General features: G+C 48.6%; 19 protein-coding genes. All 19 read right to left on the bottom strand.

Annotated elements, in window-relative coordinates; genetic code table 11:
• Positions 1–300: 300 nt before the first annotated feature.
• The 19 genes from AC4EVX_RS04695 to adhE all read right to left on the bottom strand — a co-directional run bounded on the left by AC4EVX_RS04695 (position 301) and on the right by adhE (position 26,017).
• Positions 301–4,704 (bottom strand): DUF1533 domain-containing protein, encoded by a 4,404-nt coding sequence (locus AC4EVX_RS04695; RefSeq protein ID WP_490159686.1) that lies wholly within the window; start codon positions 4,702–4,704, stop codon positions 301–303.
• Between the two features lie 370 nt (positions 4,705–5,074).
• On the bottom strand, positions 5,075–7,021 hold the full coding sequence (locus tag AC4EVX_RS04700) for a PTS mannitol transporter subunit IICBA (RefSeq protein ID WP_490159687.1): 1,947 nt from the start codon (positions 7,019–7,021) through the stop codon (positions 5,075–5,077).
• Positions 7,022–7,067: 46 nt separating this feature from the next.
• On the bottom strand, positions 7,068–7,829 hold the full coding sequence (locus AC4EVX_RS04705; protein ID WP_177977949.1) for a DeoR/GlpR family DNA-binding transcription regulator: 762 nt from the start codon (positions 7,827–7,829) through the stop codon (positions 7,068–7,070).
• Between the two features lie 51 nt (positions 7,830–7,880).
• Positions 7,881–9,152: a zinc-binding dehydrogenase gene (locus AC4EVX_RS04710; RefSeq protein WP_308451016.1), complete on the bottom strand. Its 1,272-nt coding sequence runs from the start codon at positions 9,150–9,152 to the stop codon at positions 7,881–7,883.
• A 160-nt stretch (positions 9,153–9,312) separates the two neighbouring features.
• Positions 9,313–10,245: a 1-phosphofructokinase gene (gene pfkB, locus AC4EVX_RS04715; RefSeq protein ID WP_490159688.1), complete on the bottom strand. Its 933-nt coding sequence runs from the start codon at positions 10,243–10,245 to the stop codon at positions 9,313–9,315.
• A gap of 334 nt (positions 10,246–10,579) precedes the next feature.
• Entirely contained in the window at positions 10,580–11,389 is an 810-nt protein-coding gene (locus AC4EVX_RS04720; RefSeq protein WP_177976660.1) for an urease accessory protein UreD, read from the bottom strand.
• Positions 11,390–11,496: 107 nt separating this feature from the next.
• Positions 11,497–12,108 (bottom strand): urease accessory protein UreG, encoded by a 612-nt coding sequence (gene ureG, locus AC4EVX_RS04725; protein ID WP_177976661.1) that lies wholly within the window; start codon positions 12,106–12,108, stop codon positions 11,497–11,499.
• Positions 12,109–12,472: 364 nt separating this feature from the next.
• A complete protein-coding gene (locus AC4EVX_RS04730; RefSeq protein ID WP_177976662.1) occupies positions 12,473–13,264 on the bottom strand; it encodes an urease accessory protein UreF in 792 nt (263 codons plus the stop codon).
• Between the two features lie 92 nt (positions 13,265–13,356).
• Positions 13,357–13,845 carry an urease accessory protein UreE gene (locus AC4EVX_RS04735; protein WP_177976663.1) on the bottom strand — a complete coding sequence of 163 codons (489 nt, stop codon included), beginning with the start codon at positions 13,843–13,845 and terminating at the stop codon, positions 13,357–13,359.
• A 312-nt stretch (positions 13,846–14,157) separates the two neighbouring features.
• Positions 14,158–15,876 (bottom strand): urease subunit beta, encoded by a 1,719-nt coding sequence (ureB, locus tag AC4EVX_RS04740; RefSeq protein WP_177976664.1) that lies wholly within the window; start codon positions 15,874–15,876, stop codon positions 14,158–14,160.
• Between the two features lie 26 nt (positions 15,877–15,902).
• On the bottom strand, positions 15,903–16,268 hold the full coding sequence (locus AC4EVX_RS04745) for an urease subunit beta (protein ID WP_177976665.1): 366 nt from the start codon (positions 16,266–16,268) through the stop codon (positions 15,903–15,905).
• On the bottom strand, positions 16,265–16,618 hold the full coding sequence (ureA, locus tag AC4EVX_RS04750) for an urease subunit gamma (protein WP_177976666.1): 354 nt from the start codon (positions 16,616–16,618) through the stop codon (positions 16,265–16,267). Before ureA ends, AC4EVX_RS04745 begins: the two co-directional genes overlap by 4 nt.
• Positions 16,619–16,654: 36 nt before the next feature.
• On the bottom strand, positions 16,655–17,344 hold the full coding sequence (gene urtE / locus AC4EVX_RS04755; protein WP_177976667.1) for an urea ABC transporter ATP-binding subunit UrtE: 690 nt from the start codon (positions 17,342–17,344) through the stop codon (positions 16,655–16,657).
• Between the two features lie 17 nt (positions 17,345–17,361).
• Positions 17,362–18,123: an urea ABC transporter ATP-binding protein UrtD gene (gene urtD, locus AC4EVX_RS04760; RefSeq protein ID WP_308451022.1), complete on the bottom strand. Its 762-nt coding sequence runs from the start codon at positions 18,121–18,123 to the stop codon at positions 17,362–17,364.
• A 134-nt stretch (positions 18,124–18,257) separates the two neighbouring features.
• Positions 18,258–19,373: an urea ABC transporter permease subunit UrtC gene (gene urtC / locus AC4EVX_RS04765; RefSeq protein ID WP_490159689.1), complete on the bottom strand. Its 1,116-nt coding sequence runs from the start codon at positions 19,371–19,373 to the stop codon at positions 18,258–18,260.
• Between the two features lie 147 nt (positions 19,374–19,520).
• The gene (urtB, locus tag AC4EVX_RS04770) at positions 19,521–20,429 is read right to left on the bottom strand and encodes an urea ABC transporter permease subunit UrtB (protein ID WP_177976669.1); all 909 of its coding nucleotides are present in this window, start codon (positions 20,427–20,429) and stop codon (positions 19,521–19,523) included.
• Between the two features lie 151 nt (positions 20,430–20,580).
• Positions 20,581–21,876 (bottom strand): urea ABC transporter substrate-binding protein, encoded by a 1,296-nt coding sequence (urtA, locus tag AC4EVX_RS04775; RefSeq protein WP_177976670.1) that lies wholly within the window; start codon positions 21,874–21,876, stop codon positions 20,581–20,583.
• A 237-nt stretch (positions 21,877–22,113) separates the two neighbouring features.
• Positions 22,114–23,217, bottom strand: a complete 1,104-nt coding sequence (locus tag AC4EVX_RS04780; RefSeq protein ID WP_177976671.1) for a response regulator — start codon at positions 23,215–23,217, stop codon at positions 22,114–22,116.
• A 187-nt stretch (positions 23,218–23,404) separates the two neighbouring features.
• Entirely contained in the window at positions 23,405–26,017 is a 2,613-nt protein-coding gene (gene adhE, locus AC4EVX_RS04785; RefSeq protein ID WP_177976672.1) for a bifunctional acetaldehyde-CoA/alcohol dehydrogenase, read from the bottom strand.
• Between the last annotated feature and the right edge of the window lie 51 nt (positions 26,018–26,068).

The raw sequence follows: 26,068 nt of genomic DNA on the forward strand, positions 1-26,068 counted from the left end.
AATGTATGGGTATTTCTACATTCTGCGGACTGCCTATCATTTGATTTTCTTCGATTTTTTTTCACTTTTTCTTCTCTAAATTACCAAATCATATACAATCCTGTGCCGTTCTTTTCGTTCACGTTACCATATTAGCATGCTAAAGTGATTCTGTCTATCCTTTTTTTCTCAAAGCATCAACAAAATGAAAAAGAAATCGCCAGCACCGGCATTTCCCGGAACTGGCGATCCCTCAAATCTGACTGCTATTTGATTTTTTTCTACCTTATCGGCGATCTATACTTTCTCAATCTCCTTGGATTATTCCTCAACGACCTCCGTCTCAGCTTCCTTCACATCTTCCGTAGCTTCTTCATCTGCTTCGGTAGATTCTACGGCATCTGCTTTGTCCGCATTATTCTTCTTGTCGTTGATCTCCTCATCGTCTTTTGCCTGATTGTTCTGACCATCCTGATCCTCTGCAACGGTCTCATCCTCAGAGAGCTCATCGTCTGCATCTGCAATCTCATCATCCACTACATCTGCATCCTCAGTTGCGTCTGCTTTATCTGCGCTGTCTTCCTTCTCCTGATCCTCAGTCTTTTTATCCTGATTCTCATTCTCGGAAACGTCTGCGGTGATCTCGTCCTCAGAAGCGATCTTCTCCGCATCATCTGCATCCTTTGCAACAACCTCTGCGTCTGCAACCGTCGTCTCAGTGATACTGATCTCCTCATCATCTGCCGGCTCCTCGGTCAGCTTTCCGTCCTTCGTGATCCAGAGTGTCAGATCCTTATAGCCCTCAGCAGAGATCACAACTTCGTTGACATCCTCAGTGAAGCTCTCACCGCCAAGCTTTACATTTCCATCCGTCTTCGCAAGGGAGTAATGCTTATCTCCCCATACATAACCCTGCTCATAGGCATCGCCGTTTACGGTAACCTCGGTGATTGCGTTCATCCAGTCGTCATTTCCCATTCCGAATCCAATCGTATAATCGCCACCAAAGAAGCTCTTCTCAGCACTCTTAACCTCTGCCGGCTCGAGCTTTCCGTCCTCGTCTCCGATCTCGCCGTTATCGCCGTTGTCATCGGAATCTGCAAGGCTTCCATCCTTGTTGACGCTCACAGTCAGATCCTCGTAACCCTCAGCAGAAATGACTACCTCATTGACATCCTCGGTGAATCCCTGATTTCCGAGTTTGATTCTGCCATCCGTTACTGCCAGAGAGTAGCTTGTATTGTTATATACATAACCACGCTCATAGGTCTCACCATTTACAGTAACCTCAGTGATCGCCTTCATCCAATCATCATTGCCCATTCCAAAGATCAGAGAGTAATCGCCAAAGAAGTCTTTCTCTGCGCTCTTTACAACTGCCGGTGCAAGCTCATCAACCTCGCTGTCCTCATCGACAATCGTGCCGTCCTTCTGAACTTTCAGGATCAGATTCTTGTAGCCCTCAGCGGAGATCTCAATCTCATTGATGTCCTCCGTAAATTCTGCACCGCCAAGAGAAATTCTGCCATCGGTTACAGACAGAGAATACTTTGCATTATTGTATACAAAACCTGCCTCATAAGCCTTACCATTTACAGTGATCTCGGTGATTGCATTTATCCAGTCGTCATTTCCCATTCCGAAGACCAGAGTGTAGTCGCTACCCAACCAGCTCTTCTCAACCTTCTGAATCTTTGCCGGCTCAAGGTCCTCTCCGTCGATGTTGCTGTTGTCAAGCTCCACATTGAAGGAAATCTCCTGTGCCTCATAGTACTCTGCATAGATCTCTAAGCTGTAAGCACCAGCCTCGGTGAACAGATCTTTTCCGAGAGTCAGGACATTTCCGGAAACCTCATATCCAACCTTCTCATAAACGCTCTCCTGACCATCCGGCAGAACCGTCTTAACCGTTCCATCCGGTCTTGTCAGCTCTACTTTATTGATGTAGCGGAAGAAATCACCGCTCTCATCTGCGGTTGTAACCTCAACCTCGTTTCCGATCTTGAGATCGTCTGCCACGCTCAGAGTTGCATCTGCAACCGTCTTTGCAACGTTGACGTTTACTATGTTGTCCTTGTAGCCATCCAGCTTTACAGTGAAGGTATTCTTTCCAAGATTAAATACGGATGCATCAAAGATCAGCTGGTTGCCCTCCACGCGATACTTCTCGGAAGAAAGTGCCTGATAGCTTACGCCGTTGACAAAGATCTTTGCATTCTCCATCAGCAGTTCCATGTAAGTCTCATCTGCACCTGCAAAACGTACCTCGCTATTCTCCTTTGCCTCGGTCAAAGTCTCGCCGTTCTCATCAACCAGAGTCAGAACCGGAGCATCCTTGCCGAGATAAGAACCGTTCATCTGGGTCTCACCGAGCAGGTTGTCCTCCATAACCTCCTTAACTGCATACGGACGATTCGGAGTCGTCACAGCATTTCCACTCTTTACATAGTCTGCAAATGTCAGATACTTGCCTGCAACCTTTGCTTCCTCGACTGCATTGCGGTAGTCGATAAAGCTGTAAAATTCCCCGTTGCTGTCGAGAACTGCATCGTATCCGGACATGTCGCTGAGCCAACGATCTGCAACTGCGGTTGCATACTCATTGTTCACGCCAAGCTCATTGAGAAGCAGGGCATTTGTAAGCAAGTCTGCATCAAACAGAAGGTCTGCGGACATTGTATCGCTTCCGCCATCAGATGCATCGCCGCTACTGCTTCCGCTTCCGCCGGTTGTCGCACTTGACATCATATCGATTCCGTACAGATCGCTGTCTGCCTGAGTGCTCTCGACACCGCCAACCTGGAACGTTGTGCTCACATTCTTGAAGCCGTCTGCATAGATCGTCAGCGTATACAGACCGTTATCCGGAATGTTGTCGCGTCCGTTCTCAGCAGTCACATCGTTATAGAGAATGAAGCTGTCACCGATCAGATACCAGTCGGTAATCTTCTCAAGCTCTCTCGTCGTTCCATCCGGAGCAGTCAGCTCTACGCGGTAAATCGGCATCGTCACACCATAAGTCATGTTCTCCATCTTGAAGTGCACGTTCTGACCACTCTTGATCGAACCTGCCTCAGCAAGTTTCATCGACGGAGCCGTTCCATTTACCACATGGATCGGGAACAGGGTGCTCTTTCCGCCGGAGCGAACTCTCAGATAGTAACGGCCATTGGAGTAGAAGTTTGACTGACCGAGCGGAACCACGATCTGACCAACCTCATTTCCGTTGTGATCTGCCAGTTTCTTCTCATAATTTAAGTTGTCATTCAACGTGCTGTTGTTTCCGTTGTCTGCAACAAGATCAACATCGCTGATTGCGTCAAACCACTGCTTGTCTGCCTCAGAGGTGTAATTGAACATGATCACTGCCTGTCCACCGACACCGTAAAGGTTGCTCTCATCCTCTGTCAGCTCTGCATCCGGGGAATAGAACGGAATTGCATTTGACTTCTGACCCAGAGAGAAGGTGGTCTTTGTCGGATGTACACGCACATTTCCATCCTCATCGTAGTTAGTCAGATGGTAATCCCAGACATAGACAGAACCGTGTGCAAGGAAGCTTGTCGGTGCAGTGTTCTTGCTCTCAATATGCGGAGCCGTCGGTGCTACATTATCGCTCAGAGAAACGACCTGAGTTGTGCCGTCCTCAGCAACAACAGACAGAGAACCCGGATACAGATCGGTCAGTTCCCACTTTACGAAAGTTCCCTCATCGTCTACATTGCTGAATGCACTCGTCACATCAACGCCATCCACAAGAATCTTGCAGTTCTCCAGAGAATATCCCTTTGCAAATGCAACGGTCACATACTGACTCCATCCAAGATCAATCAGCTTCGTCTGGCTCTCCACAACAAGGGATGTCTCCTCCGGCTGATCCGGGTTGCTCGGCTGATCCGGATTGCCTGGCTGATCTGGGGTACTCGGCTGGTCCGGATTGCTTGGCTGATCCGGCTCGCCCGGAGTTACTGTTCCGTCATCCTTCTTATCTCCGTTATCACTGGAAGAACCATTGTTAGAACCATTATTCGCTCCGTTGTTTGAGCCATTATTGGAAGCATTGCCATTGTTGTTATCGCCAGCATTATTATTGCCATTATTGTCGTTACCATTATTTCCGTTGTCGCCGTTGTTATTGTCATCGGCATTGTCTGCGCCATTTGACGTATTGCCACCAGTCGTTCCGGAATTGGAGCTTCCGTTTGAAGAGCTTCCACCTGAGCTGCTGCCTCCTGAACCGCCTGAACTTTTAGAACCACTGCCGGAACCGCCAGAAGTCGTTCCGGTCTGCATCGGTGCGGAGTACGCGATTCCTGCCTCATTCACCCATGCTCCGTCTGCATTTACCTGATAACCATCCGGGGTTGTCTGGTTTGCCAGCATCTGACCATTCTCATTCATATAATACCAACGACCATTTACCGGCGCCCATCCGGTTACCATCGCGCCGTCTGCACCGAGATAGTACCAGACTTTGGATTCCTGATCCTGATACCAGCCGGTAAGCATCTTGCCGTTTGCATCAAAGCGATACCATTTCCCCTGGCATAAAAGCCACTCATTCTGTACAAGTCCCTGTCCCAGACGATAGCTCCACTCGCCAGTCTGAGCAGACTGCTCCCACTTACCGGTATTATCTGCAACTGCTGCAAGAGGAGACATATTTGTCACTGACAGAGAAAACATCAGTGCTGCCGCCATTCCTGTTAACCCCTTTTTCTTCACTGTAAACCTCCTGAATACGTTTTATCTTTATTATTTCTTAGAAATATTCTTGTTACCGTTCATGCATCGCACAAAATGCAACAGAATTTTCTTTTAATTTTTATCAATGATGGACATAGATCCGAAAATTGTTCACACAATTTTCACATTTTTTATCATAACAAAGCAACTCCTTCGTTTCAAGTCTGATATTGAGAATCATTTTCATTAATGTGAGATTTTTTCTCAATAAAAAAAGGAGATCTTATCCTGAAATTCAGGACAGATCTCCTTTTCTGTGTTACTTATTTGTTATTTATGCCTTTTTCTCATTCCCTCAGAATTTACTCAAAACTTTTCTCATTTACGAGCAAATCTCCTTTATACCAGTCTATGCAAGCTGTTCGAGAACCCAATCGACATCCTTCGTCGTCTTGAGTTTTTCCAGACGTTCCGGATCTTCCAACAGTGTACAGAGATTGCTCAGAATCTCCAGATGCTCATCACCGATTCCGGCAATACCGAATACCAGCTGTGCCTTCTCAGCTCCGAAATCAACGCCCTCCGGATACTGCAAGAACACGATACCGGTCTTCTTGACGGTTTCCTTCGCCTGCGTTGTTCCGTGAGGAATGGCAACGCCCATGCCGATATAAGTCGATACAAGACGTTCTCTTTCCTGCATCGCTGTGACATAAGTTCCATCGACATAGCCGAGCTTCTCAAGCAGTTCTCCTGCTGTCTGGATTGCCTCTTCCTTTGTCACCGGCTTTTGTCCCAGCTTGATTCCATCTGCAATGATGATCGACGGACGCGCAGTAGCCTTGCCCTTATCCTCAGCTATCTGCTCCGCAGAAACCTTCTCTCCTGCTCCCGCATTTGCTGTTTCTGCATTTCCATTTGCATTTTCTGCTCCACCAGTTGAATTCTTTGCGGAATCTGACTTCTTCGTCAGCTGAGCGTAAAGCTCATCGAGAGCTGGATCTGCAAGGAAGTTTCCAATCGTAATCAACTTTGCCTGCGGAGCAGATTTTCTTGCGCGGTCTGCAAGTGTTGTCTGCACAACTGCAATGTCACAGTCAGACGGAATGTTGTCAACCGACGTGTTCGACACCGAGATATCCGGGCGCTCTGCCTTGATGCGGTTGCGGAACTTCGTTGCTCCCATCGCAGAAGATCCCATTCCTGCATCGCACGCAAAGATGATCTTTTTCACACCCTCTGTATTCTCAATCTTGTCAGAAATTCCGGCACTGGCAGCTGCACTCTCCCCTTTTGCCTCTGCCTTCATCGATGCCATCTCACTCTGTGCGTTCTCGAGACTCTTTCCACCTGCAAGTTTCACGATCGGACCTGCAACTACAAATGAGATTCCGGTGGAAATCAAAACACCTGCGACTACCTTGATCAGATCGCTTCCCGGCGTCATCATCAGATACGCGATAATCGAACCCGGAGATGCCGGTCCCACAAGACCACAACCCGTCATATTAAACCAGAAAATGCCTGCTACACTGCCTAAAATGGGGGCAATAATGACAAGTGGGTTCATCAGAATATACGGGAAGTAAATTTCATGAATTCCACCAAGCAGATGGATGATCACTGCACCCGGAACAGAATCCTTTGTCGTCTTATCTTTGCAGAAGAACAGATACGCAAGAAGAACTCCAAGACCCGGACCCGGATTCGGCTCCAGCATATACATGATGGATTTTCCGGTCTCGGCAGCCTGTGCCGTTGCAATCGGTGTGAAGATACCGTGGTTGATCGCATTATTCAGGAATAAAACCTTAGCAGGTTCGATAAAGATTGCCACCAGAGGAAGCAGGCTGTTCTGAACCAGAACATTGACACCGGCAGAAAGAATCATGAGAATTCCACTCATCACCGGTCCAATAATTGTATATCCAAGCATCGCCAGAATCATACCGATGATTCCGACTGAAAAGTTGTTGATCAGCATCTCAAAGCCTGCCGGCATATGACCATCCATCGCCTCATCAAACTTTTTGATGCAGAAGCCAGCCAACGGTCCCATAACCATTGCCGCCATCAACATCGTAATGCTTGTGTTGCTCATGATTGCTCCGATCACGGCGATTGCCCCCGCAACACGTCCGCGGTCTCCGCCGATCATCCGTCCTCCGGTCGATGCGATCAGCACAGGAATCAGATACGTCAGCATCGGACCAACCATGCTGTTAAACCCCTCATTCGGCATCCAGCCTGTGTCGATAAACAGCGCTGCAAGAAAACCGAATGCAATCAGTGCGCCGATGTTCGGCATCACCATTCCCGACAGAAACTTACCGAATTTCTGTACATTATTTTTCACGAAAACCCCTCCTCCATTTTTATCAATGGGGAATGGATCAACTGTCCTATAATACCTTAACGCCGTATTTTCCGCATTCTGCTAGAAATTCATCCGGCAGTTTTCCATCCGATACAACGATGTCGATTTCTTTCAGCCCGCAAATAGAGAAACTGCTTCTTACATCAATTTTTGAGGAATCCATCATCACAATGACCTGATCCGCCTGACAGATCGCCGTCTGTTTTAAGATCGCCTCGTCGCTGATGCCACAGGTAAAACCTGACTGAGGATGATAGCCGGTTACTCCCAGAAGTACCTGATAAAAATTGACCCTCTCAAGTTCCCGAATCGCAGAAATTCCACAGACACTCTGGCTGTAACGGTTCAGTTTTCCCCCTGGAATCATCACCGTTGGACTGGAAAGTTTCGCCAGTTCCGTCGCACAGCTGAGACCTGTCGTGTAGATCAGATTAGACTGATCCGGAAACCGTCCGGCAAACATCGTCGCCGTACTTCCGGAGTCGAGAAAAATCGTCGTGTCCGGATGAATCAGACCAAGCGCCTTCTCTGCTATTTTCTGTTTTTCTGGAATATTCCGCACGGCTTTCCGGTTCAGATCATCATCTGTTCCGATGAGCACCTGCACGGATCTTGCTCCCCCGTGTACACGGAGGATTCTCTGCTCCTCATCGAGGAATTTTAAATCCGTGCGAAGCGTCATCTCGGATACCTGCGGAAATGCTTTTTTTATCTGGGAAAAACTGACTGTGCCGTTTTCATTGATCAGTTGAACAATCGCATCTCTGCGCATTTCCATTGAATCCATATATAAGTTCTCCTGTCTGTGTCAGAATCACAGACAGGATTCTGACACGAATTAATTCTGGGTGAAGTGAGACAGCAGATACTCCTCTGCCTCCGGGCACCACAGACCCTTATGTGCATCTACAATGTCTGCAAGCTCAACAAAGCGAGAATCATTCTCTCTCTCACCCTTTGCACGCAGATCAGTCAGTGCGGTCAGCGGAAGCTCCAAATGCGTGTAGATCAGCTTCTTTCCGCCCGGAATCTTCGGAAGATTCAGAGTTGTCTCTGCGGCTGCATCAAGACCTCCGATATGGGTAACCATAACAGCCGGATCGATGCGTCCCTCTGCGGTCAGCTTCAGAGACTCGATCATATCTGCGGTATTTCCACCGGTCGTTCCCATAACATGAGTAGAGTTGTAATGTACATCGTAGAAATTCATCGTAGCGCTGAACTGCTTGTCGGTCGGGCCAGCGAAAAAGTTCAAGCAGCCGTCACGTCCAAGGATTGCGCTGGACTGGGTCACTACGGATGCAACCGGTGCGTAGCACAGAACGTCATCGTAGCCGGTGCCACCGGAAATCTTCATGAGTTCTGCAACCGGATCCTCGTAGTTTCCGGTGTTTACAAAATGAAGCTCAATGCCTTCCTTCTCCATCACCTCTGCCGGCGGGAACAGCTCTCCTGCACGGTCAAGACGCTCCTGATTCAGATCGGTAACAACAACCATAGACGGACGGCGGTCGCAGTGAAGTGCATAGGTCAGAGCACCGAGTCCCATCGGGCCTGCACCTGCCATGATTGCCATCTTTCCGCCTTCCTTGATTCCCATGAAGTGCTCGTAAACACCCATCTGGGTATGGTAAGCAGCGTGGAAAGCACCGATGCTGCAGGACATCGGCTCTGCGAGGGATGCCTCGTAGTATGCACGACCCTTGTACTCGAGCAGGCAACCAAGCTCCATTACCTCGGCCGGGATTACGCAGTAGGTGGTGTCTCCGCCGAAGAACTCGTAAGAGTAACCCGGGCTCCACATCGTTCCTTTATAGTTCAGTGCCGGCTGAAGAGTGAATTTCATTCCCGGTTTGAACGTATCCTGATGGTTCTTACCAACCTTCACGATATCACCTGCAAACTCATGACCCATGATTGCCGGATGCTCTGCAACGTCCGGATGAACACGCTTGTGTCCGGTACCGAGAATGGCACACTTGTAGGTGGACATGCAGATACTGTCAGAAACAACCTTAACGAGGATCTCGTCATCGGTGATCTCCGGAAGTTCAAATTCCTCCAGTCTCAGATCATTGGCTGCGTGAAGTCTTACGCCTCTTGCTTTCATAATAAAACTCCTTTCTATCTTAATGAACTTTTGCCTGATTTGCAATCCTGCAATTTTTTCATTCTCTCAATTCTTTTCATTTTTTCTAATTTTTCCAATTACCGTTCGTTCCTGCGTTGATTCAAGTCGACGGTGGTGGATTTTCCGTTCTGTCTCCTGTTTACAGTGTGCGGAAAACTACCTTCGGCATCAGCGATTCAATCACCTCATACTCTGCTGCCTGCGTTCCACTGCACATGACATTCGCTCCGCCGGTCGCTGTCGAGAGACGAACCGTGTCCTCAAGACTGTTTCCGTTTTCCTCTGCAAATGCGAGTGCTGCGACAACGCTGTCTCCTGCTCCAACTGTGCTTCCAACCGGAACCTTCAGTCCCTCTGCGTAGATCGTCTTCTCCTCGGTCACATACAGAGCGCCATCGCCTCCCATCGAGACAACAACTTTCTTGATTCCGTAATCCTGCATCAGCTTCTTCGCTTCTGCCTCAAGCTCCTCGACGGTCTCAAGTTTGCGTCCGGCAAATCTTGAGAGCTCATGATTGTTCGGCTTCACGAGATACGGCGATGCCTTGACTCCGGTTGCAAACAGGGCTCCGTCTGCATCAAGAATGACTTTTGCACCTTTCTCCCGGCACGCCTTCGTCCACACATAGTAGGTATCTTCCGGAGATCCCTTCGGCATGCTTCCCGAGATCACCACGATGTCGCCCTCGGAAATCTTTTCAAGCAGATCATCAAGCAGGGCATCGAGGATTTCTTTTGAAACCGTGACTCCTGGCTCGTTGATGTCGGTGTTTGTGTGATTCACCGGATCAATCACCTTCATGTTGGTTCTCGTCTCGCCCTCGACAAAACAAAAGTCGGTCTCAAGTCCCATGCGCTTGAGCGCTGTCTGGATACTGCGTCCGGTGTCTCCTCCGAGAATTCCGATCGCGATGCTCTTTCCTCCCAGCTTGTCGATGACTTTTGAAACATTGATTCCCTTTCCACCCGGATCTGTCCGCATTGTGGTAATTCGATTGACGCTGTCCACCGTCAGAGATGGAATCTCAACGGTTTTATCCAAAGCCGGATTTAACGTTACCGTATAGATCATTGCAAACCTCCCACACTTTTGTTTTAACAGTTGCAAATTGTTGTTTCAACATCTTGTATCTTTAGAATATCACATTTTTCCAAAAGTCAACTGTTATTTTAAAAACAATCTATTTAATTTTTACATGATTCTACTTTTGTTTCAACACCAATCATTGTTAAAACCAACAATGTACGAGAGATTGGATTTCCAAATAAAATCTTAATGGAGATCTTGAGTTTTCAAAAACAGGTGAAAGAAGCAAACGAGACTTTCGCAAAAAAGAAAAATGGGCAAAAAAAGAAGCCCCCTCACGCAAGGGTGCTTCCCTCTTTTTCTTCATCAAAATTTTACCCTAAAGATCTGCACAGATTCGAGCGCAGATTTCCTGCAATTTCTGGGCTCGATCACCGAAGATTCGGATCACGGTATCACCATATGCCGTCGTGCTGAGTCCTCCACAGATCTCCGGATCATCCTCAAACATCTCGCGGATCTGGCTTTTCCTCTCCTCGTCTATCTTTATGCCAAATAGAAGAAGGTTTGCAAGATGAGAATGTCCCTCAAACATTCCGACCTCCTCCATCTCATAACATTTCGGATCAAACCGACAGTTCTCGCGGTAAATCAGTTTTCCCTCTCGTCTGACCTGAATTCTTGCATCGTATCTGCGGTAGGCAAATCGCTCTCCACTCGCACTTCGCCCGCAAGAGAGAATCTCCTGATAGATCATCCTGCTCTTCACGCCCGCAAGATGGATCTCTGTCCTGCTCACAAAATCCGACTGTGCAAACGGAATCACCGGAAGCGGGCGATAGATCAGCGTGGAATCATCTGCAGCCCGAATCTGCGTCTCACGCTTTGCACATCCCTCATTCATCTTGTGGATCTTTTCAAAGGACTGGGAGGTACACTCCATCACCGCACCAGTCTCTGTCTCAAGCTCGATCTGCTGGGTATCTCCCTCCATAATTCCGGCGGACACAGCGAGAATCATCACCTCAATGCTCCCGTCCTCCCGCTTAAATGGCGAGAGCACCTTGTACGGGGCGGTAAAACTCATCTCTTTCAGATAAGTCTCTGCCTGACCGCTCTGGCTACTCCGCTCTGAGACAGATGCCGTCAGATGCAGGGTGGAAATTCGCCCAAATGGATTTTCTTTCATCGGATTTCTCTGCCTCCTTGCTTTCTCTGGTTTGCACGTTTCCCTTTATGGCTTATGGCTCTGTTTTTCTACTTTTTTCTCTTAATTCTTCTACTTTCCTGCTTTTCTTATTTTGCCTCTTCCAAAAGTACACTTCGCTTGATCCAGCGCACAACCTCATCTACACCCTGATCTCCGCGGATATTGGTAAAAAGGAACGGTCTCTCGCCTCTCATTTTTTTCGAATCTCTCTCCATGACCTCAAGACTTGCGCCGACCATCGGTGCGAGATCAATCTTGTTGATTACCAGCAGGTCAGAGCGAGTGATTCCCGGACCGCCTTTTCTCGGAATCTTATCACCCTCTGCGACATCGATGACAAAGATCGTCGCGTCCGCAAGCTCCGGGCTGAATGTTGCAGAGAGGTTGTCTCCACCGCTCTCGATAAAGATAATCTGAATGTCAGGGAAACGACTCATCATCTCATCAACCGCCTCAAGATTCATTGAGGCGTCCTCACGGATTGCGGTGTGCGGACAGCCACCAGTCTCGACACCGATGATGCGCTCTCTCGGCATGATACTGTTCTTGCAGAGAAATTCCGCATCTTCTTTCGTGTAAATATCATTGGTGATGACACCGATGCTGTATTCCGATGCCATTTTTCTTGTCAGGATCTCAATTAATGCAGTCTTGCCCGATCCAACCGGACCTGCAACTCCGATTTTTACATAAGACATTACCTGTTCCTCCCGTTTCTTATTCTTCCCGTACCATCACATTTTCCATTTATAAATTCCAGCTATAAAGAATTTTCAAAATTATGTATCTCTAATTTCGATTCGGCTCCTCCGGCGGGTAAAGTCATGCAAACGCGCTCTCGCTCCGGGTTCGACGTAGCGGTGCATAAGGTCGCATAGTACGCGACCTAAACACCGACGTCTCACACGGGTTTGCCTGCACTTTCCCGCCCTCCGTCGCCTTAACACATAACATAACTGCAAAATAATTCAATGGCATTTCAAAATATATCTTCAATGCTTTCTTCTCACTTATTTTCACAGTTTTTTACTTTTATTAATTGGACTCTTTTATTTCCAAACTCTAGGACATATAAAGGCGTGAATAGAGTGCCTCATGTTGCATACAACGGATCTCAAATCCCGGTGCTTCGGCACCAAGGTCATCCTCATCCAATCCAGTCAATCGAGTCATAACTTCATCAAATAATTCCTGCGCTTCAAATAAAATCTGCTGTCCGGCAGTTTGACTAAGTGGCACGGTTTTCACGCAGTTTGTGACCATTGCGGAGGTCTGTGCATAGAGATAATGTTCCAACATCATCTGCCTGTCAATTCCTGCTCCCGCACAAAAAACTCCGTATACAACAGAATGATTCTTCGCTCCTGGAAGTTTGATATACTCATGAAAAATCTTACTTTTAAATGGAATCTCCCACGCCGAGACTGTCTTGATAAAACGAGAACCCAGCTTTTCTCCTGCTTGACGAATCTCCATCGCAACACGAGTCGCTGTCACCATCTCATCCAGTTCTGCAAGACGCGCCAGAATCTCCATGTTTTTTTCGGATGTATCATCCTGCATGACACTTTTTTCTATATCAACGTTTACACGATTTGGGTGATTTCCATTTAAAGCAAAATCAAACTGTTCTGCAAGATCATACGCCATCGCCACCGTCAACAATTCATTCTGGCAAAAACTGTGCAGGAGCATGCTTCTGATATAAGCTCGTGCGGTCTTTGCATCTTTTACAATTCCCTTTTGGATATACGTTTCCAGACCATAAGAATGAGAGTATCCTCCGATCGGAAACAACGCATCATTAATCTGCAACAGCAGGTAGTGTTTTTTCTGTTCGCTCAGATTTCTCATGTTTCTGCCTCCGTCTTCTCTCTGAATTCCTTTAAGTTGCCTCATCTATCATATCATCAGGATCAAAACTCAATTTCCAACCTTATATTCTTTTAATGAGTATGACTGCTGACTGTTGAGGAGATTGCGCGGTCAAAATCAAGTTTTCTCACTGCCTTTTCAACAGTCACTCCATGCAGTTTTGCAAGAAGCTGAAATGTCGGCTCATTGTAAGGAGTGATGAACTCATTGTCTTCCTCACCCCACATCAGAGCGCCATGTTTGTTTCCAATCTCAAAGCAGACTTTATGCGCCATCTTCGGATGATGTGCATCCACATGAATGACAATGACCTCACACGGTGGAACATCCACTGCAATGACCTCATTTCCATCCTGCCACAGCACATCTCCCTGACGCAATCCCTTCGTGAGAATCTCCGTTCCAAGGCGAACTCCGATTTCTCGTCCGCTCTGCGTCATTTTCTGGTGAATTCTCTTATATGCTTCATGCCATTCGATCTCTACATAATCAATCTTATATGTTTCACCGCAAAATTTTTCATCAGAAAGATTTCCCAGCACCGTTTCACAAAGTATCATGGCTTCCCGTCCTTTCTCTCCCCTACTTTACAAAACAAATAATATTTATTGCTGAATTTTATCTTCGATCAATTCCATAAAATTCGTTTCACACATAATAAAGCATTGATGATACAGGCGACGCAGTGCAGGGAAGTCACTGGAAACCCGTGTGAAACGTCGGTGCTTAGGCTGTGTATTTTACAGCCTTATGCACCGTTACGTTGAACCCGGAGCGAGAGCGCGTTTACAGGACTTTCTCTGCCGGAGGCGCCGTTTCTATTACGTCTATCGATCTATTTTCTATTCTATCGGTCTATTACGTCGACGCCCTTAAAACAGCGAATACATCTGCGTCAGCGGAAGTCTCTCCGCCGGTTTCGAGGTCAGCGACTCTCCATCCGCCTTAACTTCATACGTCTCCGGATCTACGGTGATCTCCGGTGTCTTATCATTCCACTTCATATCCTTCTTTGAGATATTCCGCGTGTTGTGAACCGGGAGAATCATCTTCTGAAGACCGAGTTTCTCCTTAATCCCTTCATCCAGAGCAATCTGCGATACGAAGGTCGCACAAGTCGCATACTTCGCTCTTCCGTGTGCACCAAACATGTGCTGGTACATCACCGGCTCCGTCGTCGGAATTGACGCATTCGCATCTCCCATCTTCGATGCAATGATCATTCCGCCCTTGATAATGATGTCCGGTTTTACTCCGAAAAATGCCGGATTCCAGATCACAAGGTCTGCGAGTTTTCCAACCTCAACAGAACCAACATAATCTGAGATGCCGTGTGTGATTGCCGGGTTGATCGTGTACTTGGAGATGTAGCGACGAATTCTCATATTGTCATCGTTCTCCGTATCACCCTCAAGCGGTCCCCGCTCCTCCTTCATCTTGTGTGCCGTCTGCCACGTTCTCGTGATGACCTCCCCGATTCTTCCCATCGCCTGAGAATCCGAACTCATCATACTGAAAACGCCCATGTCGTGAAGCACATCCTCCGCCGCGATCGTCTCCGGTCGAATACGAGAATCTGCAAATGCGACATCCTCCGGAATGTTTTTATCGAGATGGTGGCAAACCATCAACATATCGAGATGCTCATCGAGCGTATTCTTCGTAAATGGCATTGTCGGATTTGTCGAGGACGGAAGCACATTCGGTGCGGAAGCTGCGCGGATGATATCCGGGGCATGACCGCCACCTGCGCCCTCGGTATGATAGGTGTGGATTGTTCGCCCATTAATCGCTCTGAGCGTATCCTCAACGCATCCACCTTCGTTCAACGTATCCGTATGAATTGCGACCTGAACATCATACTCGTCTGCGACATTGAGACAATGGTCGATGACTGCCGGTGTTGCACCCCAGTCCTCATGAATCTTGAGTCCCATCGCCCCTGCCTTGACCTGCTCGATCAGCGATGCCTCATCAGAACAGTTTCCCTTTCCGAGAAAACCGAGATTCATCGGATACTCCTCCGCCGACTCGAGCATTCTCGCAAGATTCCACGGTCCCGGTGTGCACGTCGTCGCATTTGTACCGTCTGCCGGTCCGGTTCCTCCTCCGATCATCGTCGTCACGCCAGAAAACAGCGCGCAGTCAATCTGTTGCGGACAGATGAAATGAATGTGCGTGTCGATTCCGCCCGCAGTCACAATCATCCCCTCGGCTGCGAGAGCTTCTGTCGAAGCGCCGACCGTCATTCCCGGTGTGATTCCATCCATGATATCCGGATTGCCCGCTTTTCCGATGCCGACAATCTTTCCGTCCTTAATTCCGATGTCCGCCTTGTAGATTCCCGTGTAATCCACAATTAGCGCATTTGTCAGCACAAGATCGAGATCTCCGTCCGCACTCGTCGTCTTCACCGACTGACCCATGCCATCGCGAATCGTCTTTCCACCACCGAACTTGATCTCATCTCCGTAGCGCGTCATGTCGTATTCCACCCGCGCAATCAGATTGGTATCTGCAAGCCGAATCCGATCTCCGGTTGTTGGACCGTACATCATGCTGTATTGTTTTCCACTGATTTTGAAACTCATCTCGCCAGTCCTCCTTGTCTATGCATCTAAATTCCTCTCATCTGTTTTGCTCTCGCACGCTCAAGCGCCCGATCAAGATTTTCCGGAATCGCCTCCCCGACGGTCAGATCGTTGCATCCGTAGACAACTTTCTTTCCTCCAAGTGCGACGAGTCTGACAAGTCTTTTCTCTCCCGGCTCAAAACGCACAGAAGTTCCGGATGGAATATCCAGCCGGAATCCAAATGCTTCTTTTCGATCAAATTCCAAACAGCGATTGACCTCAAAAAAATGGAAATGAGAGCCAACCTGAACCGGTCTGTCTCCCATGTTCGCCACCATCAGCTCTCTCGTCTCTTTTCCCTCATTCAAAACGATGTCCCGATCAAGGGGCAAAATCTCTCCCGGTCTCATAAGCCAGCCTCCTTTGCATTTTTTCGTGCCTCCCAGCAGGACGGTCCCGGCTGAATCGGATTGTGAACCGTCACGAGCTTCGTCCCGTCGGGGAAGGTCGCCTCAACCTGAACCTCCCCGACCATATCTGCAACGCCGTCCATCACATCCTCCTCGCTTAAGAGTTTTCGTCCAAGCTCCATCAGCTCCACAACCGATTTTCCATCGCGGGCAAGCTCGAGAAGTTCTGAACTCAAGTAAGCGACTGCCTCCACGTAATTGAGTTTCAGTCCTCTCGCCCGTCGCTCCCCTGCAAGCTGTCCCGCCATATGAAGCATGAGTTTTTCCTGTTCCTTCGGTGTCAGTCTCATTTTGCAAATCCTCCTCCATCTATTCCAGTCAGCACGTTACAACGACATCGTTGCCTGAAGTTTTTCCTGATCGAGGTCTGCCGGAGCACCGTCCATGATGATGCGCCCGTTTTCCATCACATAACAGTAATCTGCAATCTCCAGAACGAATTCGAGATACTGTTCCACAATCAAGACCGCCATTCGGGATTTCAGTCCGGTGATGACTCTTCCGATCTCCTGAATGATCGATGGCTGAATGCCCTCTGTCGGCTCATCGAGAATCAAAATCTTCGGCTCTGACACAACGGCTCTCGCGATTGCCAACTGCTGTTGCTGTCCGCCCGAGAGATCTCCGCCCTTTCTCTGAAGAAACTCTTTGAGGATCGGAAACGTCTCAAAAATAAAATCCGGGATCTCGCCTTTTCCCTTCTTTGCCTCCAGTCCGAGAAGAATATTTTCCTCGACCGTCAACTGTGGGAAAATCTCTCTGCCCTGCGGGACATAGCCGATTCCCCTTCTCGCTCTCTCGTAAGCCGGAAGATGAATCAGCTCCTCCCCGTCAAGCTGGATGCTTCCCTCCGGGGTCTTCACAAGCCCCATGATCGCCTTCATCGTTGTCGTCTTTCCCGCTCCGTTTCTTCCCACCAGACAAGTGATCCGTCCGGTCGGTGCCTCGAGATCTACATGGCGCAGAACCATTCCCTCGCCGTAAGTTGCATACAAACTTTCTGTCTTAAATGTCATACCCGATCACCTCCATTTTAGCCTCTGCCCAGATACACGTCAATGACCTTCTGGTTCCTCTGAACCGACTCCATCGTTCCCTCATCAAGCACCTGTCCCTCGTGGAAAACGGTGACGGTGTCAGAGACATCCTTTGCAAACTGCATGTCGTGCTCCACCACGATGATCGAGCAGTCCTTCTTGATTTTTTTCAGGAGTTCCGCAGTCTTTTCTGTCTCTTTTCTTCCCATTCCTGCGACCGGCTCATCGAGGAGCATCAACTGTGGTTTTGCCGCCATCAGCATGCCGATTTCAAGCCACTGTTTCTCTCCATGTGAGAGACTTCCGGGATATTTAAAACGCTTGTCCTGAAGACCGATGAACTCGAGAACGTAGTTCATGTAGTCCTTTTTTTCTTTTGAGAGTTTCAGAAATGTCGTGCAGTAGATCGAATGTTTTCTCGCGACTGCAAGCTCAATATTCTCCTCGATCGTGATGCCTCCAAATACGCTCGGTGCCTGAAACTTTCGACCGATTCCGAGATCTGAGATCTTGTACTCTCGCATCTTCGTCACATCTTTATCGCCATCCTTGTCACTGTGGAAAATGATATGTCCGTCTGAGACTTTATTCTTTCCGCAGATCGCATCGAGAATCGTCGTCTTTCCCGCTCCGTTCGGTCCGATGAAAAACCGGATCTCATTTTTTCCGACGCTCGTGGAGACATCCTTGATCGCCTTAAAATCACCAAATTTTATACTCACATCCTGAATATCCAGAACCGGATCTTTTACTTCCATGATTCATTCTCCTTTCGCGTCTCTGTCTCTCTGCTCATTTCCTATCCTCAATACCAAAACCGATATCAGCAATTATCTTATCTTTCGCCCTCACTCATGAATGAGAGGAAAATCATGCCCGCACTATGAACCAATTAATGTGCACGGCTCTGCTTTTCTTCTGAGACGAAATTCTCCGTCTCCCTCGGCTTCTCATTCTTTCTGACCTCAATCGCATGACGGATTCTTCCCGGAACTTCTTTCAGGGAAACAAATCCACCCGGAAGCCACAAAATTACAACAACAAAAAGAACACCGATGAAATACGACCACAGCTCCGGGAAATTCTCACTTGCGATCGTCTTGAATCCGTTGACCGCAAGAGCACCGAGGATCGGACCTGCAAGTGTTCCCTTTCCTCCGATTGCAACCCAGATGATCATCTCAACTGACGGGGTGATGCCAACCTCGTTCGGGGAAATGATACCGACCTGACCGACATAGAGCGCACCTGCGATTCCGGCAATGACTGCGGAGAGCGCATAGACAAATACCTTGTAACTTGCGGTGTTGTAACCTGCGAATCCGGCACGGTTCTCTCCGTCACGAATTGCGATCAGCACGCGACCAACACGACGACCAGTCAGGAATCGGCAGACTCCGTAAATCAGAACCAGCGCGATCAGGGTTGCGTAAAACATCTGAATCTTTGTGATCGGGGAGTTGATGCTCTTTCCGAAAATTGTCTTAAAGTCTGTCAGACCATTCGAACCACCTGTGTACGCCTGACTTCCGATCAGAAGCGTACTCATAATCATCGCCATCGCCTGAGACAGAATTGAGAAATACACCCCGCGGATCTTATTTAAGAATGTCAGATATCCGATCAGGATCGCAAGTGCCATCGGCACAAGAATCGCCATCGCAATCGCAAAAACCGGATTTGCAAACGGTTTCCAGAAGGTCGGCAGGGCGCTCATTCCAGTCCACTGCATGAAATCCGGAAGAGCTCCGCCCGAGGCTTCGAGTTTCAGATACATCGCCATACAGTAAGCGCCAAGTCCAAAATAAACGCCGTGACCGAGACTTAAAATTCCCGTGTATCCCCAGATCATATCAAGTCCGAGGGCAACAAGCGCAAAGCACATATATTTTCCAAACAGGCTGACACGAAACATCGGCATGTAAAATGGAAGTGTGCCGAGAAACAAAAAGATCAGAAGAACCAGAATCGTGGTTCCCTTTATTTTCATCGCAGGTCTAGGTTTCATTGCTGTACCATCCTTTCCTCACCTTAACTCATTCAACGTTACCGCTCATGAATTGCACCAACCATCACGGCTTGTTCTCTTTCCCGCTGTTCCTTCTCCAAATAATAATAAATACTTGGAAATCTCGCCCTCTCAATTAATCCTCGATTAATCCTCAAGGGAGCGGGTATGTACGGCAAAAATGCCCTTAGGACGAAACTGAAGCAGGATGATGACGCACACAAAGATCAGAACTTTTCCCATCGAAGCGGTTGTCATAAACTCAAATGCGGTCTCACCGACTCCGATAAATCCAGCTCCGAATACCGAACCGATGATGCTTCCTGCACCACCCACAACAACCGTCATGAACGTGTCCACGATGTAGTTCGTTCCGAGTGTCGGTCCGATTGCTCCGATCCAGGTCAGTGCACAACCGGCAAGTCCCGCAAGTCCCGAACCGATCGCAAATGTGGAAGCATCGATCCGGCTTGTGTTGACTCCAAGACTCGCAGCCATATTTCGATTCTGCATAACTGCACGAATGTTTCTTCCCTGGCGGGTCTTGAACATCAGCGCGTAGACACCGAGGAGACAGATAACCGCAATCAGGAGAATGAAAAGACGTTTGTACGGAAGGGCGAGCATACCAGAAATCTTTAAGCTGTTCTCAAGGAAGGACGGTGCCTCCACTCCAACGTTCGGAGAACCGAAAATGCTTCGTGCTCCCTGCTGGAGAATCAGGCTGATGCCCCAGGTCACAAGCAGGCTGTCCGCCGCTCTTCCATAGAGCTTTCTAATAATCAGCTTTTCCAGAATCAGACCGCAGAACCCTGCGACGAGAAAAGAAAGAAGAATTGCCACGATGCAGTAACTGTCAAACACCGATGCCGGAAGATACTTTTTAAAAAAGTTCTGAACGACGTAGGCGGTGTAGGCCCCAATCATGATAAATTCTCCGTGAGCCATGTTGATGACTCCCATAAGTCCAAATGTAATCGCCAGTCCAAGCGCTGCCAAAAGCAGAATGGAACTGACGCTGATTCCGTTAAACAACTGCATCAGAAATAGTTCCATAGTTTTCTCTCCCTTCCAGTTTTTTCTCAAACCAAATCCTGTTTTGCTCTCACCAAAATGAATTTTGCCTCTTAACGAAGACATCCCGACCGAAGTCGGGATGCCATTATCACCATTGTCTGTGAACGATATTCTCTTTTGCTAAGTTCTTTTACTGAGTGGAAAGTCCGCTTGCCCACTCGTAAGTGCTTAAGTACGGGTCCGGCTTCACTGCCTCGTCCGTGCTCCAAACCTCATCGATCAGACCGTCTGCATTGATCTTACCGATTCGTACCGGCTTGTACATGTGCTGGTTGTCACCGTCGATTGTGATCGTGCCCTCCGGAGCGGAGAACTCAATTCCGCCTGCTGCCTCTTTTACTTTGTCAACATCGGTAGAACCTGCCTTCTCAACGGCTTTCGCCCAGAGATAAACGGCATCATAACCAGCCTCAATCGGATCATCCGTCACACGGTCCTCTCCGTATTCTGCCTTGTACGCCTCAACGAATTTCTCATTTTCCGGTGTATCGGTCGTCTCATAATAGTTCCATGCGGTCAGATGACCTTCCAGATAAGAAGCACCGATTCCGGCAACCTCCTCCTCTGCGATCGATACAGAGAGAGTCTGGATCTGATCCGGTGTCAGGCCTGCATCCTTGTACTGCTTGAAGAATGCAACGTTGGAATCACCATTCAAGGTGTTGAAAATGAAGTCCGGCTGTGCCTGCTGGATCTTGCTGATGATCGTCGTGTAATCGGTATGACCCATCGGGGTATACTCCTCACCGACAACCTCCATTCCAAGTGCCTCAGCCTGCTTCTTCACGATCTCATTTGCCGTGCGCGGGAAAACGTAATCGGAACCGAGCAGGAATACTTTCTTTCCGTAATTCTCACTCATGTACTCGATTGCCGGAACAATCTGCTGGTTCGGAGCAGCTCCTACATAAAAGATGTTCGGGGATGACTCCATGCCCTCATACTGTACCGGATACCACAGAAGACCATTGTTGCTCTCAAATGTCGGAAGCACTGCCTTTCTGCTTGCAGAAGTCCAACATCCAAATACCGTTGCAACCTTGTCATTCAGAAGAAGTTTCTCTGCCTTCTCCTTGAATGTTGCATTGTCGGAAGCTCCATCTTCCACAACCGGCTCGAGCTGTTTTCCGAGGACACCACCTGCCTCGTTGATCTCCTTGATTGCCAGAAGCTCCGCATCCTTCACCGACGTCTCACTGATCGCCATCGTTCCGCTCAGGGAATGAAGGATTCCAACCTTGATCGTATCACCCGATGATTCCGGGGTGCTCGCCTGCTCGCTTCCAGACTCTGAAGTCTTACTCTCTGTCTCAGCCGATGCACTGCTTCCTGATACCTCCGACATTGCACCACCGCTACAGCCTGCGAGGGAAAATGCCATTGCAACCGCCATGACTGCGCTTGCCACTCTGTTCATCTTCTTCATAATTGTTTCCTCCTCATCAAGTTTTTCGTTCTGGCTTTCTGCCGTATGAAAAGTCCGATAAAAATTTTTTGAAATAAAAAAATAGCCGTCCGTTCCCTCTTTTTGGAACATGACAGCTTCGTCTTTTCACACCGCTTATTTTGTTTTTCCTGCGTTTTGCAGATGAGAGAATCATACATGATTTGTGACGTAAAAAAAACCATACATTTTCGGTTTTATACCCGACATTTTCGGATTTCAGCATGATTTCCGGTATCCGGCAGGGGTGTAGCCCGTATAATTTTTGAACAGTTTTGTAAAATAATCCACGGTTGCATACCCGAGTTCCTCGCTGATTTCATAGACTTTTTTGTTTGTTCCGCGGAGCATTCCCTTCGCCTTTTCCATCCTCATCCGCATGCAGTAATCCGAGATTGTGACCCCGGTTCGCCGTCGAAATCGTTTTCCCATGTAGTCACGACTCAAGTCAAGCTGTTGCTCGAGATATTCCTGAATATTCTCCATCGAGGCATTCTGCTCCACAATTCCGGCAATCCGGTTGACAAGGGAATCCGGAGTTGCCAGCTCATACCGACGGATGCGCTCTAAAAACTCTGTGATCACCTGCTCTGCAAACTGGCGAATCTTTGCTCCCTCGCTCTCCATTTTCTGAATTTCAAGCTCTCCGAAATCTTCCTCTTTCCCACTCCATTTTTCACTGAGTTTTTTGCTGAGTTTTCCACAGAATCGCCCACTTCCGTCCGGAATATCCACAGGATCTAAGAAACGCAACCAGAGCGCTTCCTCCTCCATCTTCTGCCAGATTTGTTCGAGAATATCCAAGACCCGCCCGCGAAGCTCCGTCTCGGGATTCAAGCATCCCTTCTTTGCCTCCGCGCAGAGTTCTCGCACAAGCACCCCGACATCCGCCTGCTCCGGGTTCTCAAGCAGTTTCCGGTAAAACCGGATTCCCTTATCCTCCTCCGGCACAAGCCGACTCCTGCCCGCGAAAAACAGGGCTTCAGTCAATTTCTCCTCGCTGTACGGTTTCTCAATGTAATCGACTGCGCCGAGACGCATCCCCTCCCTCGCACAGTAAAAATCATTCTGCGGTCCGGCGAGAATCACACACGACGAATACCCGCCATCCCGGATCTGCCTGCAAAGTTCAAGCCCTCCCATCACCGGCATCGTCACATCCGCAATCACAATGTCATAGCGGTTCACCGCCATCTTTTCGAGGGCATCCTTTCCGTTCACTGCAACTCCAGCCAGCCTGTAAAATCCATGTTTCCAGAGCGGATAGGAAGATGCCTGCTCCCTCGTCCGCTCCTCATTCTCCACAAGAAGTACCTGATACACGATTCGGATTCCTCCTCTCTAAAAAATGTGCCTTGGCACAAAAAGAGGCGGCGCACCCGATCACGATATTCGCCATCGAATGCTCCGCCTCTGCTCTTATGTTGTTGGATTATACCGAATTATTTGTGAAATTGCAAGTGGTGATTGAAACTTCTCTCATTCCACCCGTATACCATAATGTGAGAATTTATTTTCCGTAGTAAGCCTTCAGATACATCTCCTTGATCTCGCTCATCAGCGGGTATCTCGGGTTTGCACCAGTACACTGGTCATCGAATGCCTGCTCGGTCATTGCATCCAGAGTGTCGAGGAAGTACTTCTCATCTACGCCGTAGTCTGCAATCGTCTTCTTTACGCCGACAGCCTCTTTGAGTGCGTGGATCTTCTCGATCAGCTTGTTTACAGCCTCCTCATCGTTCTTCGCCTGGATACCTACGAAGCGGGCGCACTCTGCGTATCTTGCGCGGGTGTGCGGATACTCGTACTGCGGGAAGGTACCCATCTTTCTCGGAACCTCTGCGGAGTTGTAAGCCACTACAAGCTCAAGCATCAGCGCATTTGCGATGCCGTGCGGGATGTGATGGAAAGCACCCAGTTTGTGTGCCATGGAGTGACATACTCCAAGGAAGGCGTTGTTGAATGCCATACCAGCCATGCAGGAAGCATCTGCCATCTTGCATCTTGCCTCAACATCGTTTCCGTTGTTGTAAGCACGCGGGAGATAATCGAATACGTTCTTCATTGCCTTGAGTGCAAGACCATCGGTGTAGTCGCTTGCCATCACGGAAACGTAAGCCTCGAGTGCGTGTACCAGAACATCGACACCAGATGCGCTCGTCAGACCCTTCGGCTGGCTCATCATGTTGTCTGCATCGACGATGGACATATCCGGGAGCAGTTCGTAGTCAGCCAGCGGATACTTGATTCCGGTCTCCTGATCGGTGATAACTGCGAAGGAGGTCACCTCAGAACCGGTACCGGAGGAAGTCGGGATTGCTACAAAGTATGCCTTCTCACCCATCTTCGGGAAGGTGTATACACGCTTACGGATATCCATGAAGCGCATTGCCATATCCTGGAAGTCTACTTCCGGATGCTCATACATTACCCACATGATCTTTCCGGCATCCATTGCAGAACCACCACCGAGTGCGATGATGACATCCGGCTTGAATGCGCTCATTGCCTTTGCACCTGCCTGTGCGTTTGCCAGAGTCGGGTCCGGCTGTACATCGGAGAAGCACTGGTATACGATACCCATCTCATCCAGCTTATCGGTGATCGGCTTCGTATAACCGTTCATGTATAAGAATGAGTCGGTTACGATGAAAGCTCTCTTCTTGCCAAGTACGTCTTTCAGCTCACTTAATGCGACTGGCATACATCCTTTCTTGAAGTATACCTTCTCAGGTGCACGGAACCACAGCATGTTCTCTCTCCTCTCAGCCACAGTCTTGATATTGATCAGGTGTTTTACGCCAACGTTCTCGGAAACGGAGTTGCCACCCCAAGAACCACATCCAAGTGTCAGAGACGGAGCCAGTTTGAAGTTGTAGATATCGCCGATACCACCCTGAGAAGACGGGGTATTTACGAGGATACGGCAGGTCTTCATTGCTGCTGCATGCTTTGCAAGTTTCTCTTTCTCGTTGACATTGACATACAGGGAAGACGTATGACCGTAACCGCCATCTGCTACCAGTCTCTCTGCCTTTGCGATTGCCTCATCGAAGGTCTGTGCCTTATACATAGCCAGTACCGGAGACAGCTTCTCGTGTGCAAACTCCTCGCTCAGCTCTACGGACTCAACCTCACCGATCAGGATCTTGGTATCTTCCGGAACATCAACGCCTGCGAGCTTTGCGATCGTGTGTGCTTTCTGACCAACGATCTTTGCGTTCAGCGCGCCGTTGATGATGATTGTCTTTCTTACCTTCTCAAGCTCATCCGGCTTTAAGAAGTAGCATCCGCGGTAGATGAACTCTTTCTTGACTTCCTCATACACCGGAGCCAGAACGGTTACGGACTGCTCAGATGCACAGATCATACCATTATCAAAGGTCTTGGAGTGAATGATCGAGTTGACTGCCAGCTTGATATCAGCGGTGTCATCGATGATTGCCGGAGTGTTTCCTGCACCTACGCCGAGTGCCGGTTTTCCGGAGGAGTAAGCTGCCTTAACCATTCCCGGACCACCAGTTGCAAGGATGATGTCTGCATCCTTCATAACGGTGTTGGTCAGCTCCAGTGACGGAACATCGATCCATCCGATGATGCCTTCCGGTGCACCAGCCTTAACGGCTGCATCCAGAACAACCTTTGCTGCTGCAATCGTAGATGCCTTAGCACGCGGATGCGGGGAAATGATGATCGCATTTCTTGTCTTCAGACAGATCAGAGTCTTGAAGATTGCGGTAGAAGTCGGGTTCGTCGTCGGGATAACGGCTGCAACCAGACCGATCGGCTCTGCGATCTTCTTGATGCCGTATGCCTTATCTTCCTCGATGACTCCACAGGTCTTCGTATTCTTATAAGCGTTGTAGATATACTCAGCTGCGTAGTTGTTCTTGATGACCTTATCCTCTACGATACCCATTCCGGTCTCTTCCACAGCCATCTTTGCCAGCGGAATTCTCATCTTGTTCGCTGCCAGTGCTGCACGGTAGAAAATCTCATCAACCTGCTCCTGAGTATAGGTAGCAAATATCTTCTGCGCCTCGCGCATTGCTTTCATCTTGGCTTCCAGAGCTTCCACGTTGTCAATGATTCCGGAAGTTACTACTTCTTCTTTCTTTGCCATCTTGATTCTCCTCCAAAAATGTTATTCTCTAACTCAATGTTTTAATGTCTG

Source organism: Brotaphodocola sp., from assembly GCF_983179755.1.

Bases quoted from the DNA above. Each gene is read 5' to 3' on its own strand.
- AC4EVX_RS04705 (WP_177977949.1), bottom strand. From the start codon at position 7,829: ATGGATTCAATGGAAATGCGCAGAGATGCGATTGTTCAACTGATCAAT.
- AC4EVX_RS04710 (WP_308451016.1), bottom strand. From the start codon at position 9,152: ATGAAAGCAAGAGGCGTAAGACTTCACGCAGCCAATGATCTGAGACTG.
- pfkB (WP_490159688.1), bottom strand. From the start codon at position 10,245: ATGATCTATACGGTAACGTTAAATCCGGCTTTGGATAAAACCGTTGAG.
- AC4EVX_RS04720 (WP_177976660.1), bottom strand. From the start codon at position 11,389: ATGAAAGAAAATCCATTTGGGCGAATTTCCACCCTGCATCTGACGGCA.
- ureG (WP_177976661.1), bottom strand. From the start codon at position 12,108: ATGTCTTATGTAAAAATCGGAGTTGCAGGTCCGGTTGGATCGGGCAAG.
- AC4EVX_RS04730 (WP_177976662.1), bottom strand. From the start codon at position 13,264: ATGAGAAATCTGAGCGAACAGAAAAAACACTACCTGCTGTTGCAGATT.
- AC4EVX_RS04735 (WP_177976663.1), bottom strand. From the start codon at position 13,845: ATGATACTTTGTGAAACGGTGCTGGGAAATCTTTCTGATGAAAAATTT.
- ureB (WP_177976664.1), bottom strand. From the start codon at position 15,876: ATGAGTTTCAAAATCAGTGGAAAACAATACAGCATGATGTACGGTCCA.
- AC4EVX_RS04745 (WP_177976665.1), bottom strand. From the start codon at position 16,268: ATGAGACCGGGAGAGATTTTGCCCCTTGATCGGGACATCGTTTTGAAT.
- ureA (WP_177976666.1), bottom strand. From the start codon at position 16,618: ATGAGACTGACACCGAAGGAACAGGAAAAACTCATGCTTCATATGGCG.
- urtE (WP_177976667.1), bottom strand. From the start codon at position 17,344: ATGACATTTAAGACAGAAAGTTTGTATGCAACTTACGGCGAGGGAATG.
- urtD (WP_308451022.1), bottom strand. From the start codon at position 18,123: ATGGAAGTAAAAGATCCGGTTCTGGATATTCAGGATGTGAGTATAAAA.
- urtC (WP_490159689.1), bottom strand. From the start codon at position 19,373: ATGAAACCTAGACCTGCGATGAAAATAAAGGGAACCACGATTCTGGTT.
- urtB (WP_177976669.1), bottom strand. From the start codon at position 20,429: ATGGAACTATTTCTGATGCAGTTGTTTAACGGAATCAGCGTCAGTTCC.
- urtA (WP_177976670.1), bottom strand. From the start codon at position 21,876: ATGAAGAAGATGAACAGAGTGGCAAGCGCAGTCATGGCGGTTGCAATG.
- adhE (WP_177976672.1), bottom strand. From the start codon at position 26,017: ATGGCAAAGAAAGAAGAAGTAGTAACTTCCGGAATCATTGACAACGTG.